We start from the raw sequence: 15,449 nt of genomic DNA on the forward strand, positions 1-15,449 counted from the left end.
GGCCTCCGTGCGCGCAGGCGCACCGGAAGCCGGTGCGACCGGGGAGGAGGCCCCGCCCGGTGCGGGGGAATCACCGGGCGGGACGACAGAGGACGAGGACATGTCAGGAGACCAGGCCGATGTCCTGCAGGACCGTCTGGATGTCGACGATGTTCTGCTGCAGGTAGTCGTCGAAGTCGGCACCGGTCAGGAACGCGTCCGCCCAGCCCTTCTCCGTGAGCGTGGCCTGCCACTCGTCGGACGCGTGCAGCTCGGTGAGGACCGCCTCGAGCGCAGCGCGCTCCTCGTCGGAGATGTCGGCGGGTGCGAGCACGCCGCGCCAGTTGGTGAGGTCGAACCCGTAGCCCGCGTCGTGGAGGGTGGGGACGTCGGGGAGCGCCTCGATCTCCTCGGGGCTCGTGACCGCGAGCGCGCGGACCGTGCCCGCGTTGACCTGCTCGACGTACTCGCCCACGCCCGAGATGCCTGCGCTGACCTTGTTGCCGAGCAGCGCCGCGAGGGACTCGCCGCCACCCGAGTACGCGATGTAGTTGAGCGTGTCGACGATCTTCTCGGACGGCACCCCGGCCTGCTTGAGGAGCATCCCCGCGAGGATGTGGTCCGCGCCGCCGGCCGACCCCCCGGTCACCGTGACGCTCTTGCCGTTCGCGACGATGTCGTCCACGAGCTCCTCGAGCGTCTGGTACTTGGACCCGGCCGGGACGACGATGACGAGCGGCTCCTCGGTCAGGCGGGCGATCGGCGTGGTGTCCTCGATGCGGGCCTGGGACTTGTTGGTCTCGACCGCGCCGACCATGACGAGCCCGGTGACCATGAGCGTGTCGGGGTCGGTGACGTTCGCGAGGGAGGCCAGGCCGTTGGTCCCCCCGGCGCCGCCCACGTTGGTCACGTTGACGGTCTTGGCGAGCCCGGTGCCCTGCAGCTCCTTCTGGAGCGCGCGGCCCGTCTGGTCCCAGCCACCACCCGGGTCCGCGGGGACGATGATGTCGAGCGAGGCCAGGCCCACGGCGGCCGGCTTGTCGCTCCCCCCGGCCGCGGGGGCGTCACCGCCCGAGGCCAGTCCGCCGCACGCGCCGAGGGCGAGGGCGAGGCTGGTGAGTGCTGCTGCGCCGACCAGGCGACGACGTACCGGTCCGCTGGTGCTGTGCCCGCGGCGCGGGCTGACGACGGGTGCCATTTCTCCTCCTTGAGCGGGCCTCGTGACGACGCAGTCGCGGGCCTCGGTGTGCAGCGGAGCCTAGGAGCGCCCAGGCCTCCTGCGGTCGCTGAGGTCGTATTGGAGGTTGTGGTCGTTGTGGTCACGCGACTTTCCGGTGCCAGGTCACGGGAACGTCCCGGTTCTGCGTCCGGGTGGCGGACACCCACTGTGGCCTGGGGCACACTGGTCCCGTGGGATGGGCAATGCCGCTCAGGGTTCAGCTGCTCCTGCTGCAGGTCGTGATCGTCCTCGCCGTGGTCTCGGCCGCCGGCGTGGTCGCGGGCACCCTGCAGGAGCGGCAGCTTCGCGATGCGTACCTGGACCGGATGACCGGGGTGGCCCAGTCCGTCGCGCGGCTGCCGGCGATCCGGGACGCGCTGGCCGGCCCCGATCCCTCGGCCACGATCCAGCCGATCGCCGAGGTCATCCGTGCGGCCTCGGACGTCACCTACGTCGTCGTGACCGACGACGACGGCATCCGCATGTCCCACCCCAACGCCGATCGCATCGGGGAGCGTGTGTCCACCGACCCGTCCGTCCCCCTGGCAGGGGGGACGTACATCGGGACCCAGACCGGGACCCTGGGCGAGTCGTGGCGCGTCAAGGTGCCGATCTACGACGGGTCGGGCCGCACGGTGATCGGCTCGGCCTCGGTCGGCATCCTCGAGGCGCACCTGCACGCGGACTTCCGCGAGGACCTGGACGGCCTGCTCCTCGCGCTCGGGACGGCGGCGGCCGGCGGCGTCGTGTGCGCCTGGTGGGTGACCCGGCTGGTCCGCAGACGGATCTTCAAGCTCGAGCCGGAGGAGATCTCGTCGCTGCTCGAGACGCGCGACGCCATGCTCCACGGCATCAGCGAGGGCGTCGTGGCCCTGGACCGCACCGGGCGGGTCGCGCTCGTCAACGACGAGGCACGTCGCCTCCTGGGCCTCGGCCCCGGCGAGGCGCCGGTCGGCTCGCTCGCGACCGACGTGCTCGACGGCCAGCTCCTCGAGCTCGCCGACCGGCCCGGCGACCACTCGAGCGGCGAGCTGCTCCTCGCGGGCGAGCGCGTGCTCCTCGCCCGCGCCAACCCGGCCACGGTCGACGGACGCGCCGTGGGCGCTGTGCTCGTGCTGCGCGACCACACCGAGCTGCACGCCCTCCTGCAGGACCTCGACGGCGCCCGCGACCTCACCGACGCGCTGCGCGCGCAGTCCCACGAGTTCGCGAACAAGCTGCACGTCGTGTCCGGGCTGCTCGAGCTGGGTCAGCACGTCGAGGCGGTCGCGTTCATCGAGCGGGCGGGGCACGGGGGGCTGCTCACGGCGAGCGCGATCGCCCCGGGCGTCCACAGCCCGCAGGTCGCCGCCCTGCTCCTCGCCAAGGCGACCACGGCACGCGAGCGCGGGATCGACCTCGAGGTCGACCCGTGCTCGGTCCTCGACGCCCCCTGCTCCCCCGAGGCCACGAGCCTCCAGCAGGACGTCCTGACCATCCTCGGCAACACGATCGACAACGCGATCGACGCCGCCGGGCCGGGAGGCACCGTCCAGGTCCTCGTCCTGGAGGACGCCGAGGAGCTCGCCGTCGTCGTCGACGACGACGGACCGGGAGTCCCGACGGCGTTGCGCGCCGCGGTCTTCCGGCCCGGCTTCAGCACCAAGCACGCGGGCGCCCTGGCGACCCGACCCGTCCGCCGGGTACCCCGACCGGGCACGGACGCGACGTCGTCGGGCCGGTGGGACGCCCTGCGCCACAGCGACCCTCCTGCACCACCGCCCCGCCCGACGCCCGGGACCGACGCGGGAACCGCGCGCGGCATCGGGCTCGCCCTCGTGCGACGGGTCGTCGCCCGACGCGGCGGCGCCGTCGGCTTCACGACCTCACCGCTCGGCGGCGCGCGCCTGACGCTGACGCTGCCCGTGCGCCCCTCCACGGACGCCCCCGCGGGGGCGTCCCTCGAACCACTGACCGGGACGGCACACCGATGACCACAGACGACCGTTTTCGCACCCTGATCGTCGAGGACGACCCCCTCGTCTCCCGCCTCCACCGGGGGTTCGTCGAGAGCCACCCGCGCTTCGTCGTGGTGGGCGAGGCGCGCACCGGGGCAGAGGCGGTGCGGGCCATCTCGGTGCTCGAACCCGAGCTGGTCCTGCTCGACATCTACCTGCCGGACACCAGCGGGTTCGCGGTCCTGAACCAGCTCCGCCGCCGACCCGGGCCTCCCGTGGACGTCATCGCGACCACCGCGGCGCGCGAGCTCGACAGCGTCCGGCGCGCCATGGCGGGCGGCGTGCAGCACTACCTCGTCAAGCCGTTCACCGCGGCCGTGCTGCGCGGACGGCTCGACGAGGTCGTCCGCTTCCGAGCCCAGGTCCGCGCGACCGACGGCGCGCTCGACCAGGCCACCGTGGACCGCCTGGTCCGTCAGGCCCGCAACGAGAGCCCGCAGCTTCCCAAGGGGCTCTCCGACCGCAGCCTGGAGCTCGTCGTCGGCGCGCTCCTCGACGTCTGCACGGGCACGTCGGTCGACGCGTCCGCCGTCGACGTGGCCGAGGCCACGGGGATGTCCCGTGTGAGCGCCCGCCGCTACCTGGAGCACCTCGTGGCCCTCGGCCAGGCCGAGGTCAACCCGCGCTACGGGTCGGCCGGGCGCCCGGAGAACCGCTACCGGCCGCTGCTCGCCGTGAGCGCGGAGTCCCCCGCCTAGACGGACGGGCGGGGCCGGGACCTCGACAGGTCCCGACCCCGCCCGCGGTCGTGCAGGAGGTTCGTCAGGCGTCGGCGCGTGCCCGACGGCGGTTGCCCGCCACGACGAGCCCGGCGCCCCCCAGGACGAACAGCACGGCGAGGGCCGCGAGCGTGCTCGCGTCCGTCCCGGTGTCCGCGAGACCCGAGAACGCGTCGCACTCGACGTCACCCCCGATCGGGAAGCTGAACGTCACGGGGGCGAGCGCGGTGCCCGCCTCGTAGAAGCCCGCGAACGCCTTGGCGCCCGAGGCCGTCAGCGTGGCAGGTGCACCGGTCCACGTGACGGTGCTGCCGGAGGTCGACTTCTTGCCCGCCAGGTTCAGGCTCGCGAACGCGACCCCGTTGCTCGTGGACTTGTTGCCCTCCATGTCGCTGCTGACCACGTCGACGACGAGCGTGCCGGTGCTGCCGTCGACCTGGACCCGCGGGTTCGAGATCTTCAGGTCGAGGATCCCGGCGTGGCCCGTGAACTGCACCGAGCCGCCGAACGCCGTCCGCCCCTTGCCGAGGTCCGTGTTGAAGGACCCCTTGCCGCCGCTCCACGTGTACGACGACCCGTTGTCGCGGACGCCGCTCGTCGAGACCGAGCCCTTGGCGATCGGCCCCGCGATGTACGCGCGGAAGGGATCGCTCACGCCCCAGCTCAGGGTCGCGCCGTTGACGCCCTGCGCGAAGCACTGCGTGGCAGCCGTCGCACCGCCCGGGGCGTCGACCGAGGTGACCGGGCCCGTGACCGTGATGGCCGCGGACACCTTGTGGTTCGCACCCTCGAGCGAGAGCGTGTGCTCGCCCGGCTCGAGGTCCTCCGGGATCGTGACCGTGGCCGACGCCGCACCACCGGCGTTGGCCGTGATGCCGGTCGCCAGGGTCCGCGGCGTCGACCGGATGATCGACGTCAGGCCGGTCTCGTTCGCGCCGAACCCGACGCCGCTGATGGTCACCTGGCCGCCCGGCACCACCTGGTAGGTCGACAGCGTCGCCACCGTGGGGTCGAGGGGCTTGGTGCCCGTGCCGGTCCCGGGGTTGCCGATCGTGCCACCGTTGCCGTTGCCGTTTCCGTCGGTCGGGGCGGCGCCCGCACCCATCACGAACGAGACGGGGTCGAGGGATTCGCCGGCGGGGTAGAAGTCGGAGAAGGCCTGCGAGCCTTCCGCGGTCAGCGTCGCCGCGGCGTCACGGTAGGACACCGCACCGTCCGACAGGACCGTGGCCTTCCCGAGCACGAGCGAGGCGAACGGGACGTCGAGCGCGTCGAACGTCGTCCCGTCGAGGTTCGCGGAACGCACGTCGACGACGAGGGTCCCCTTGCCGTCCTTGCCCACGACCACGGACGGGTTCGCCAGGGTCAGGTTGAGGAGGCCGCCGTGACCGGAGAAGGCGATCTTGCCGTCGTAGTCCACCGAGCCGGTCGTCGACCCGGGCTGCCAGGTCCCCCCGACCACCTGGCCGAACCCGAACAGGCCGTCCACCACCGTCGCGCCGTCGGACGCCACGGCACCACCCTGGGCGATGTGCCCCGTGATGTAGCTACGGAAGCTCTCCTTGACCCCCCACCGGAGGCTGCCGACCTGCATAGCGGCCGGCTTGCCGACGACCTCCACGGTCGTCTGACCCGAGGCGCCGAGCTCGCTCACGACCTTGACGGCGAGCTGGCCGGGCGCCAGGTCGGCGGGGACGGTCACCGAGACGGCGCCGCGGTTGACGGTGAACGACGCGGGCGCTCCGCCCAGGAGGACCGAGGAGACCTTGTCGCCGGCACCGAGGCCGGCAACGGTGAGCGAGAGCTTCTCGCCGGCCTTGACCGACGACGCCCCCGGCGTGACGGTCAGGGGGGCCGGGGCCTGGGCGTTGGTGAAGGCGACCGGGACGCCGATCTCCTGCGCAGCGTTCTTCACACCACCAGCGGCGTACGTGTAGACCCCGAACGACCCACCCTCGACCGCCTCGAGCTCACCCAACGTCAACCGCGCCGTGAACGAACCGTCCGCAGCGATGTCCACCCACTGCTTGCGCACCGTCTCCTGGAACGCCGGCGGAACCTGCTCCAGCACCGAACCCGCCAGAGCCCACGCCTGCGCACCGACCCGACGAGCCGACGACGGCGCACCCACCGAGGGCTGCCACTCCTTCGCGAACGACCCGAACACCACATACGTGCCCTGCGGCAGGCCCGCCGGGATCGGCACCCCACGCCCACCCACGTTCGACGCCGGATCGAACCCGACACCCTTCACCACGACCACGTCACCAGGACGCACCACCGTGCTCCCCAGAGCAGTCTTGCCATCAGCAGCGAACACCTCCACCTCCGGCACGAACACCGGAGCCGGAGCGTTGGTGAAAGCGACCGGGACGCCGATCTCCTGCGCAGCGTTCTTCACACCACCAGCGGCATACGTGTAGACCCCGAACGACCCACCCTCGACCGCCTCGAGCTCACCCAACGTCAACCGAGCCGTGAACGAACCGTCCGCAGCGATGTCCACCCACTGCTTGCGCACCGTCTCCTGGAACGCCGGCGGAACCTGCTCCAGCACCGAACCCGCCAGAGCCCACGCCTGCGCACCGACCCGACGAGCCGACGACGGCGCACCCACCGAGGGCTGCCACTCCTTCGCGAACGACCCGAACACCACATACGTGCCCTGCGGCAGGCCCGCCGGGATCGGCACCCCACGCCCACCCACGTTCGACGCCGGATCGAACCCGACACCCTTCACCACGACCACGTCACCAGGACGCACCACCGTGCTCCCCAGAGCAGTCTTGCCATCAGCAGCGAACACCTCCACCTCCGGCACGAACACCGGAGCCGGGGGCTCGGCGCCCTGGAGCGTGACGGGCGTGAACGTGTCGAGCGTGCGGTCGGTCATCGAGAGGCCGTGGGCGGCCGAGGTGGCCACCTGGTAGGACTTCGTCGCGTCGAGCGTGCCCGCGGGGATCACGATCTGCGTCGTGAAGGCGCCGTCCTTGACCTGCGCGGCCGGTACGAACACCTGCTTGAGCCAGCCCGCCCCCGGCAGCGCCGATCCGCCCGACCAGACCGAGGTCTCGCCGAGCAGGACGTACGCGCCGTACTTCGCGCCCGCGCCGACGAACCCGGTCCCGGAGACCTCGAAGGTGTTCGCGACCGCCGGGTCGACGTCCGTGCTCGGCGTGACCGAGACCTTGGGGTCTGCGACCGGAGCCGGCGGGTCGACCTGCTTGGCCGTCACGGTGTGCGCGACGGCTGCCGAGGTCGACGCCGAGAACGCCGCGGTGTCGGCCGGCGTGAAGCGGGCCGTGAAGCTGTGCGCCCCCACGACCGGAGCCGCGACCGAGTGGAGAGCGACGCCGTCGGACACCGGGACCGTCGCCAGCGGCGTGGTCCCGTCGAGGAACTCGACGCTTCCCGCGGCGGACGGTGCGACCGTCGCGCTCAGCGTGACCGCCGTGCCCTCGACCGAGGTGCCCGCCGGGGAGACCCCGAGCGTCGTGGTCGTCGCCGTCGCGGGCGCCACGGGGACCGGGGCGTCGAACGTCGCGGTCAGGGTCGACATCGGCGTGCCGGGGTAGTCGGCGAAGTAGCTCGAGACGTTCTGGAGACCGTCGGCGATCTTCCCGTTCGCCACGAGCGTCAGCTTGTCACCGTTGCGCGTCGGGGCGATCGTGACGTCGGCGATCGTGACGTCGTCCTTGCTCCCGGTGGCGGCCGTGCCACCGAAGTCCGCCGTGAGCCGGCCCGACGTCTCCGAGGTCAGGCGCAGCCGGAGGTCGGAGATCGTGAGGTCGAGGAGGCCGTCGTGGCCCGAGTACTTCGTCGAGCCGCCGAAGGTGACGGTCCCCTCACCGGTGCTCGCGTCGAACGACCCGGCGGCCGGCTGGTAGACCGACTTCCCGTCGACCAGGGCCGGGGTGACGCTGCCCTTGGCGATCGGGCCCGTGACGTAGCTCGTCCAGCCGTCGGTGAAGTTCCAGGTGGCGCTGCCGCCCGACACCGTGACGGTGTCCGAGGCGGCGCCGGCGGGGGCGACCCCGGCGAAGGTGAGACCGGCGACGAGCGCTCCGGTCAGGAGTGAGGCAAGGGCGCGGCGGCGCCCTCCTCGTTGCGTGATGAGCACTCGGTCTCCCGTGAAGTCCAGGGCCGCCCGCGGTGGCGACGCACGGCGACAGGTCGCTCGACCATCGCCTCCGGGACCATATAAGGCGAGCCTCACTAAAGCAAGGTAAACCTAATCTTGTGTGCGCGGGGTCACACCCGGCGCTGACCGGGACGCCGCGAGGGACGGCACGCCTCCCGGCACACCGCCCCTCGCCCGTCGTCCTGCCGCTCGCCGGCGACCCGTCAGCGATCGATGATCGGACCGTTCCCCTGGAAGTCGACGCGCGGTGCCGCGCGGACCGCCGGGTTGTCGACCTCGAAGTACTCCGCGCGCCCGAACCCGAACATCCTCGCGACGACGTTGGGCGGGAACGTCTCGACCTTCGTGTTCAGCGTGCGCACGTTCGCGTTGTAGAAGCGCCGCCCGGCCGCGAGGCGGTCCTCGGTGTTCGTCAGCTCGGCCTGGAGCTGCCCGAAGTTCTCGCTCGCACGGAGCTGCGGGTACGCCTCGGCGACCGCGAAGAGCCGACCCAGCGCCTGCGTCAGCCGGTTCTCCTTCGCGGCCTGGTCCGCGGGCCCCGACGTCGGTCCGGCCGCCGCCGAACGAGCCTGCGCCACCTGCTCGAACACGCCGCGCTCGTGCGCGGCATACCCCTTGACGGTCTCCATGAGGTTCGGGATGAGGTCGTGGCGACGGTGCAGCTCGACGTCGATCTGACGCCACGACTCCTGCACCAGGTTCCGCAGCCGGACGAACCCGTTGTACTGCGCGACCGCCCAGAACAGGACGACCAGGACGATCACGCCGATGACGATCAAGGCGATGGTGCCGCCTGTCATGCTGCCCCCTTGGGCTGAGGTGGTCGGACGCCCGCCCGGGCACGGCACGACCGGACCGGAGGGACCGGGCGCGTGACGCCGTCGGGCGACGCGGAAGGTAGCTGCATCGTAGCGGCGAGGCCCCTCGCCGGTCCGTGACCTCAGGACGGCGGCGTGCCCCACGGCGGAGCCGCCCCCGGGCCCGCTGCCGGTCCCGGGCCCGCGGTCGGTGTGCCCGGTCGGCGCGGCGGGAGCGCGCCGCGGTCCAGCCACACGAAGTCCGGGACGGCGTCGACCACGGCTGCGAGGCGCGAGAGCATCGGGGGGACGTTGTCGGGCACGGTCCGGCCACCCGTCCACGCGAGGATCGCGTCCCCCTCGATCCGCAGGGAGCGCCGCGAGAAGTCCGCCTCGAGCAGCCGGTGCATGGTCCGGGGGTGCAGCACGTCGTGCGCGAACCGCAGGTCGCTCGACTCGACCCGCCACGCACGGTTGAAGTCCTCCGACTCGAGCTGGATGTCCTGCCCGCCGAACGCCTTGGCGAGCTTGGCGCCGAGTCCTTCCGGCGTGAGCTGCAGCGTCGGGAACGACGCGTCCAGCAGGAGGGCGACCACGTGCGCGGTGTGCGTCGTCGACTCCTTGCCCGAGCCCGTGGTCCAGCTGTACGTGAACGACAGCGCCGAACGGTCCCCGTGGGGCCCCGTCAGGACCTCGGTCGCGCGTCGCGACCGTCCCTCGTCGAACGGCTCACCGCGCCACCGTCGCGCCAGCGCAGGGTCGGGGCCGTGGTGGGTCCACCCGTTCGCGGCGGCCCACCGCTCGAGCTCCGCGATCCGGGCCTTGTGCGCCCACCAGCCGAGGGCCACCCCCGCGACCGCCAGGAGCACCATGCCGACCACGAACCAGATGCTGCCCATCCCCCTGCCCTCTCTCCCGGCCGACCGGGCGCGTGCGCCTGTGCGCGCACCGCCGGCGGCGAGTGCTGCCCGTCAGGCCAGGTCGAAGTCCGTCAGGCCGAAGATCGAGTGGTAGGGCACGCCCAGCGCCTCGATCTTCTCGCGCGCACCCGTGTCGCGGTCCATGATCGTCGCGACGCCCACGACCTCGGCGCCCGCGGCCCGTGCCGCCTCGATCGCGGTGATGGGCGATCCGCCCGTCGTGGTCGTGTCCTCGACGACGACGACGCGGCGCCCCGCGATGTCCGGCCCCTCGATCTGACGCTGCATGCCGTGCGCCTTGGCGGCCTTGCGCACCACGAACGCGTCGAGGTCCTGGCCGCGCGAGGCTGCGGCGTGCAGGAGGGCGGTCGCGATGGGGTCTGCGCCGAGCGTCAGCCCACCCACGGCGTCGACCTCGGCGGTGCCCAGCCCGACCTCCTCGAGCTGGTCCAGCAGGACGTGCCCGATGAGCGGGGCGGCACGGTGGTGCAGCGTGACGCGTCGCAGGTCCACGTAGTAGTCGGCCTCCTTGCCGGAGGACAGCGTCACCTTCCCGTGCACGATCGCCAGCTCGGCGATGAGGTCGCGAAGCTGCTCGCGGGGCGTCGGGGACAGGTGCGTGGAGGTCTCGGTCATGGGGTCAAGGCTAGCGGTCCGGCGCGTCCGCGGGCCGCGCCCCCTCGCTCCCCGTGCCCTCGGGGGCCTCCGAGATCTCGGGACGCCCGGGTGGCCGGACCTGGTCGAGGACCCCGGCGAGCAGGAGAGCGAGGTCGCGCACGGCCTCGACCGGTACCGGGCCGTCCGTCCAGGACAGGAGGGCCGATCCCTCGAAGCGCAGCCGCGCCCCCGCGTACGCGGGCTCCAGCAGGACCGAGCGCACGGGGGCCGTCAGGAGGGCGTGGGCAGCGAGCTCGTCGGGGGCACGCACCGTCCAGGTCGAGGCGAACGCCGGGTCGTCGAACACGACCTCGCGCCCCACCACGCGCTGGACGGACGGCTGCCGGTAGCCCACGGGCACGACCTCGACCGTCGGGACCTCCCCCGGGACGTCGAGCGCGACGACCTGGCACTCGACCATCGTGGGGCGTCCACGGCCCGCCATGGTCGCGGCCGAGCGCCACGCGTACCGGAACGTGACGAGCGGCCGGCCGGCCACCGCCCCCCGGCGGAGGTCCTCGACCCGACCCCGGTCCTGGACGTCGAACGGCGCCCCCTCCCAGCGGTCGAGCAACGACTCGTCGGGCGGCGCGGGCTCCCAGCCGAGGTCACGGAGCAGAGCGTCCTGCGTCTCCTGGCGCGCGCGCCGCGCGACGACGCCCAGCACGGCCACCGCGACGACGAGCGCCAGCAGGACCCCCAGCACGACCAGGCCGACGGCGGACTCCCGGGTCACGTGCGCCTCCCCCCTGACCGCACTCCCCTAGCGCCCCTCGAACGCCCGTACGGCCGCGCGCGGCGCGACCTTCAGCAGGCCCGACGCCAGCCGGTACCGCAACGAGGGCGTCGAGATCACGATGCCGCGGCGCACGTCGGCGAGGGCCGCCGCGACCACGCGGTCGGCGTTGAGCCAGGCGACCTCGGGGAGCTGCGTGTAGTCGATCCCGGCGCGCTCGTGGAACTCGGTGTGCGTGAGGCCCGGGCACAGGGCCGTGGCCGTGACGCCCGTCCCGCGCAGCTCGACCGCGAGGCCCTCGGTGAACGTCCGCACCCACGCCTTGGCGGCCGAGTACGTGCCGCTCGCGGTGAGTGCCGCGACCGACGCGACGTTGAGGATCGCGCCGCGCCCGCGCTCGGTCATCTGGCCCGCCGCGGCGTGCGACAGGACCAGGACCGCGCGCACCATGACGTCCAGGGCCTTGACCTCGGCCTCGACGTCACCGCCCACGAAGCGCTGGTGCACGGCGTAGCCCGCGTTGTTGACGAGCAGGCCCACAGGCCGCTGCCCGGCCTCGTCCTCCTCCACGAGGGCGAGGCGTGCTGCGACGCGCGCGACGTCGTCGGGCACCGAGAGGTCCGCCGGGAGGACCTGGACCCGCACGCCGGCCGCAGCGCGGATCTGCTGCGCGACGCGCTCGAGGCGCTCGGCGTCGCGCGCGACGAGGACCAGGTCGTGACGGGCCGTGGCCAGCTGCCACGCGAACTCGAGCCCCAGGCCGGCGCTGGCGCCGGTGATCAGTGCAGTCGCCATGGACCCAGCCTAGGGGGCCGGGGGCGGTCGGGTGACCCGCAGGCCCGACGGCGCCGCGCACCACCGCGCGTCGGGCTCGGCGGCGGCGTGGGTCGGCCGGGCTAGCCTGTCGCCATGCGTCTCGCCACCTGGAACATCAACTCGATCCGAGCCCGCGCCGAGCGCGCCGTGGCCTTCCTCGAACGCTCGGGCACCGACGTGCTCGCGCTGCAGGAGACCAAGTGCAAGGACGCCCAGTTCCCGCACGCGGTCTTCGAGGCCGCGGGATACGAGGTCGCGCACTTCGGCCTGAGCCAGTGGAACGGGGTCGCGATCGTCTCGCGCGTCGGGATCGAGGACGTCGAGACAGGCTTCGCGACCCAGCCTCACTTCGGGGCCGAGCCGCACCTGGAGGCGCGCGCGATCGGGGCCACGTGCGGCGGCGTGCGCGTGTGGAGCCTGTACGTGCCGCACGGGCGCGCGCTCGACGACCCGCACTACCCGTACAAGCTCGAGTGGCTGCACAACCTGCGCACGCAGGCCGCGGGCTGGCTCGAGGCGGACCCCGCTGCGCAGGTAGCGCTCGTCGGTGACTGGAACGTCGCACCGCTCGACACCGACGTGTGGGACCCCGCGGTGTTCGCGGGGCACACGCACACCTCGCCGGCCGAGCGCGAGGCCTTCGCGGCGTTCACGACAGCCGGGTACACCGAGGTCACGCGGGACTACTTCCCCGAGGAGCACAAGTACACCTACTGGGACTACCAGCAGCTCCGGTTCCCCAAGAACCAGGGCATGCGGATCGACTACGCGTACCTGTCCCCCGCTCTGCGCGCGCGGGCGACGGGCGTGGAGATCGACCGTGACGAGCGCAAGGGCAAGGGCGCCTCGGACCACGTCCCGGTGATCGTGGACTTCTCGGACTGACGGCGCTGCCCGGCTGCCCGGCCCCCGGCTGCCCGGCTGCCCCGGTGCCGAGAACGGGGTTGGGGTCGTTCTGGGACTCAGAACGACCCCAACCCCGTTTTCGGCAACAGAGGGTGGGTGACTCAGCCCAGCGTCACGACGACCTTGACCTCGGAGCCCTCCGGCTGGACCGGGATCGGCCGGGTCGGGTCGAGCTCGACGCCGTCGAGCGTCACCGACCGCACGCCCTTCGAGACGTGGTCGGGGTTGCGGACCTCGATCTCGTAGACCGCGCCACGCCACTCACGACGCACCTCGAAGCCGTCCCAGTCCTTGGGGATCGACGGGTCGACGACCAGGCCGTCGAGGGCCAGGCGGACACCGAGGATGTACTTGGTGGCCGCCGTGTACATCCAGCCCGCCGTGCCCGTGAGCCACGGGTTCTGCGCCTTGCCGAACCACTCGTGGTCGCGGCCGTACAGGAACTGCACGTAGGCGTAGGGCTCGGCCCCGCGGACCTCGATGTTGTCGTTCTGGTTGTACGGCAGGATCGCGTCGTAGAACTGCACGGCCTCGTCGCCGCGGCCCAGCATGGCCTCGGCGATGATGGGCCACGCGTTCGGGTGCGAGAAGATCGCCGCGTTCTCCTTGATGCCCGGGTACACGCGCGTCACGAACCCGACCGTGTCGTCGACCTTGGTGAACGCCGGCCAGTTCAGGTGGTTGCCGTACTCCGACCCCAGGAGCTCGCGCACCGAGTCCATCGACGCCTCGCCGCGCTCCTGGGTCGTGATGCCCGCGATGACGGGCCACGCCTGGTGCTCGAGGAAGATCTTGCCCTCGTCGTTGTCGTTCGAGCCGATCTTCACGCCGTCGCGCGTGTAGCCGCGGATCCACCAGGCGCCGTCCCACAGCTGGGTGTCGGCGACCTTCGCGATGCGCTCGAGCTCGGCCTCGTACTTGGCGACGTCCGCTGCCGCGCTCTCGTCCCCGGCGGCCGCACGGTGCCGCGCGAGCTCCAGGAACGCCTGGATGGCCCAGGCGTGCAGGAACGTCACGAGGGAGGTCTCGCCGCCGCCCAGGTTCAGGCAGTCGTTCCAGTCCGCGCGCAGGCCCAGGGCCACGCCGTTCTGACCGATCTGCTCGCTCGAGAAGTCGAGCGCGCGCGTGAGGTGCTCGTACACCGTGGCGGGCGTGCCCTCGGCGAACGGGATCACCTCGTCGAGGAACTCCAGGCGACCGGTCTCCTTGACGAACTCGACGACCGACGGCACGAGCCACAGGTGGTCGTCCGAGCACGTGTCCTCGAGCCCGTGGATGAGGTCCTTGGGGTCGGGCGTCGGGACGATCGTCGGCGACGGGACGTCGGGCAGCTTGGGCGCGTCCGGGTCGAACGCCTTGGGCTCGAACAGGTGCAGGCCGTAGCCCGCCTCCGTCTGGGCCCGCAGCAGCTCCACGATGCGCTGGTGCGTCTTGGTCGGGTTGGTGTGGATGACGCTCATGACGTCCTGGGCCGTGTCGCGGAAGCCCAGGCCGCTGCGGCCGCCGACCTCGACGAACGACGCGAAGCGCGACCACACGACGCACGTCTCCGCCTGGAGCAGCGTCCACGAGTTGATCATGGTGTTCATGCCCTCGTGGGGCGTGCGGATGCGCAGCTTGTCCTGCTTGGCCTTCCAGTAGGCCGCCAGGCGGGCGCGCTCGGCGTCGACGGTCGCGACGTCCGCGTACTTGGCCTGCATCGCGCGGCCGGCCTCGGCGCGCGAGCCGTAGCCCAGCATGTAGACGAGGCGCTTGGTCTCGCCCGGCTGGAGCGTGACCTTGTGCTGGAGCGCACCGCAGTGGTTCTGCGTCGTCGCGCTCTCGTTGGAGCCGTGCCCGCGCTCGATCGCGATCGGGTTGGCCTCCGAGCGGTACGGGCCGATGAAGTTGTCGCGCAGCGAGTCGTACGACGACGGCGTCTCGCTCGACGCGAAGTAGTGGAACGTCCACGGCTCGTAGTACGCGTCGTACTCGATGATGCCGTCCTCGTAGGACGAGCCCGTCGAGTAGAGCGACATCTGCAGGTTCTGGTTGTCGATCGTGATGGTGTGGAAGCTGAACTCCACGTACGACCCGACGCTCAGCTCACGGACCTCGTCGGTCGTGTTCGTCAGGCGCACGTCCCAGATCTCGACGTCGTCGTCCAGGGGGATGAAGATCGTCTGCTGGGCGTCGATGCCCTTGTACCGGGCCTCGAACGTCGAGTAGCTCAGGCCGTGGCGCGTCGTCCAGCGACCGGCACCGCCCGCCGGGTCGATCGGGTCGCCGTCGGCCACGAGCGGCTTGCCCACCGGCTGCCACGAGACCGACCAGTAGTCGCCGTCGGCCTCGTCGCGCAGGTACACGTAGTGCCCCGGGCGGTCGAGGGGGACGCCGTTCTGGCGGAACCGCGAGATGCGGCCGGTCTGCGCCGACTTGTAGTACGAGTAGCCGCCGCCGTTGTGGGACAGGACGGTGCAGAAGTCCTTGGTGCCCAGATAGTTCGTCCACGAGACGGGGACGTCGGGGCGCTCGATGACGTACTCGTCGCGAGCTGTGTCGAAATGGCCGTAACGCATCGTC

General features: G+C 72.2%; 11 protein-coding genes. 3 read left to right on the plus strand and 8 right to left on the minus strand.

Annotated features, from left to right (window positions below):
- Positions 1–103: 103 nt before the first annotated feature.
- A complete protein-coding gene (locus NHG27_RS06265) occupies positions 104–1,177 on the minus strand; it encodes a Bug family tripartite tricarboxylate transporter substrate binding protein (RefSeq protein ID WP_497015234.1) in 1,074 nt (357 codons plus the stop codon).
- A gap of 224 nt (positions 1,178–1,401) precedes the next feature.
- On the opposite strand from NHG27_RS06265, the gene NHG27_RS06270 reads away from it, so the two are divergent.
- Positions 1,402–3,171, plus strand: coding sequence for an ATP-binding protein (locus NHG27_RS06270; RefSeq protein WP_497015237.1), 1,770 nt, complete (start codon positions 1,402–1,404; stop codon positions 3,169–3,171).
- The gene (locus NHG27_RS06275; RefSeq protein WP_497015240.1) at positions 3,168–3,893 is read left to right on the plus strand and encodes a response regulator; all 726 of its coding nucleotides are present in this window, start codon (positions 3,168–3,170) and stop codon (positions 3,891–3,893) included. Before NHG27_RS06270 ends, NHG27_RS06275 begins: the two co-directional genes overlap by 4 nt.
- 64 nt (positions 3,894–3,957) lie before the next feature.
- Here NHG27_RS06275 and NHG27_RS06280 read toward each other — a convergent pair whose 3' ends face one another.
- The 6 genes from NHG27_RS06280 to NHG27_RS06305 form a co-directional block, all read right to left on the minus strand.
- A complete protein-coding gene (locus tag NHG27_RS06280; protein ID WP_497015242.1) occupies positions 3,958–8,034 on the minus strand; it encodes an HtaA domain-containing protein in 4,077 nt (1,358 codons plus the stop codon).
- Positions 8,035–8,258: 224 nt separating this feature from the next.
- Positions 8,259–8,855: a LemA family protein gene (locus NHG27_RS06285; protein WP_193720893.1), complete on the minus strand. Its 597-nt coding sequence runs from the start codon at positions 8,853–8,855 to the stop codon at positions 8,259–8,261.
- Between the two features lie 140 nt (positions 8,856–8,995).
- On the minus strand, positions 8,996–9,751 hold the full coding sequence (locus tag NHG27_RS06290; RefSeq protein ID WP_193720892.1) for a DUF3137 domain-containing protein: 756 nt from the start codon (positions 9,749–9,751) through the stop codon (positions 8,996–8,998).
- A 72-nt stretch (positions 9,752–9,823) separates the two neighbouring features.
- Positions 9,824–10,408, minus strand: a complete 585-nt coding sequence (gene pyrE, locus NHG27_RS06295) for an orotate phosphoribosyltransferase (protein WP_193720891.1) — start codon at positions 10,406–10,408, stop codon at positions 9,824–9,826.
- 10 nt (positions 10,409–10,418) lie between these two features.
- On the minus strand, positions 10,419–11,165 hold the full coding sequence (locus NHG27_RS06300; RefSeq protein ID WP_497015246.1) for a hypothetical protein: 747 nt from the start codon (positions 11,163–11,165) through the stop codon (positions 10,419–10,421).
- Between the two features lie 27 nt (positions 11,166–11,192).
- A complete protein-coding gene (locus NHG27_RS06305) occupies positions 11,193–11,960 on the minus strand; it encodes an SDR family NAD(P)-dependent oxidoreductase (protein WP_497015247.1) in 768 nt (255 codons plus the stop codon).
- Between the two features lie 114 nt (positions 11,961–12,074).
- On the opposite strand from NHG27_RS06305, the gene NHG27_RS06310 reads away from it, so the two are divergent.
- Positions 12,075–12,866 (plus strand): exodeoxyribonuclease III, encoded by a 792-nt coding sequence (locus NHG27_RS06310; protein WP_497015249.1) that lies wholly within the window; start codon positions 12,075–12,077, stop codon positions 12,864–12,866.
- Positions 12,867–12,988: 122 nt separating this feature from the next.
- On the opposite strand, the gene NHG27_RS06315 is transcribed toward NHG27_RS06310, so the two are convergent.
- Positions 12,989–15,445, minus strand: a complete 2,457-nt coding sequence (locus tag NHG27_RS06315; RefSeq protein WP_193721079.1) for a glycoside hydrolase family 94 protein — start codon at positions 15,443–15,445, stop codon at positions 12,989–12,991.
- Between the last annotated feature and the right edge of the window lie 4 nt (positions 15,446–15,449).

The sequence above is a fragment of the Oerskovia sp. 140933 genome (assembly GCF_059651515.1).

Excerpts from the sequence above, each read along its gene's own strand:
- pyrE (WP_193720891.1), bottom strand. The coding sequence starts at position 10,408 with ATGACCGAGACCTCCACGCACCTGTCCCCGACGCCCCGCGAGCAGCTT.
- NHG27_RS06275 (WP_497015240.1), top strand. The coding sequence starts at position 3,168 with ATGACCACAGACGACCGTTTTCGCACCCTGATCGTCGAGGACGACCCC.
- NHG27_RS06270 (WP_497015237.1), top strand. The coding sequence starts at position 1,402 with ATGCCGCTCAGGGTTCAGCTGCTCCTGCTGCAGGTCGTGATCGTCCTC.
- NHG27_RS06310 (WP_497015249.1), top strand. The coding sequence starts at position 12,075 with ATGCGTCTCGCCACCTGGAACATCAACTCGATCCGAGCCCGCGCCGAG.
- NHG27_RS06305 (WP_497015247.1), bottom strand. The coding sequence starts at position 11,960 with ATGGCGACTGCACTGATCACCGGCGCCAGCGCCGGCCTGGGGCTCGAG.
- NHG27_RS06285 (WP_193720893.1), bottom strand. The coding sequence starts at position 8,855 with ATGACAGGCGGCACCATCGCCTTGATCGTCATCGGCGTGATCGTCCTG.
- NHG27_RS06290 (WP_193720892.1), bottom strand. The coding sequence starts at position 9,751 with ATGGGCAGCATCTGGTTCGTGGTCGGCATGGTGCTCCTGGCGGTCGCG.
- NHG27_RS06265 (WP_497015234.1), bottom strand. The coding sequence starts at position 1,177 with ATGGCACCCGTCGTCAGCCCGCGCCGCGGGCACAGCACCAGCGGACCG.
- NHG27_RS06315 (WP_193721079.1), bottom strand. The coding sequence starts at position 15,445 with ATGCGTTACGGCCATTTCGACACAGCTCGCGACGAGTACGTCATCGAG.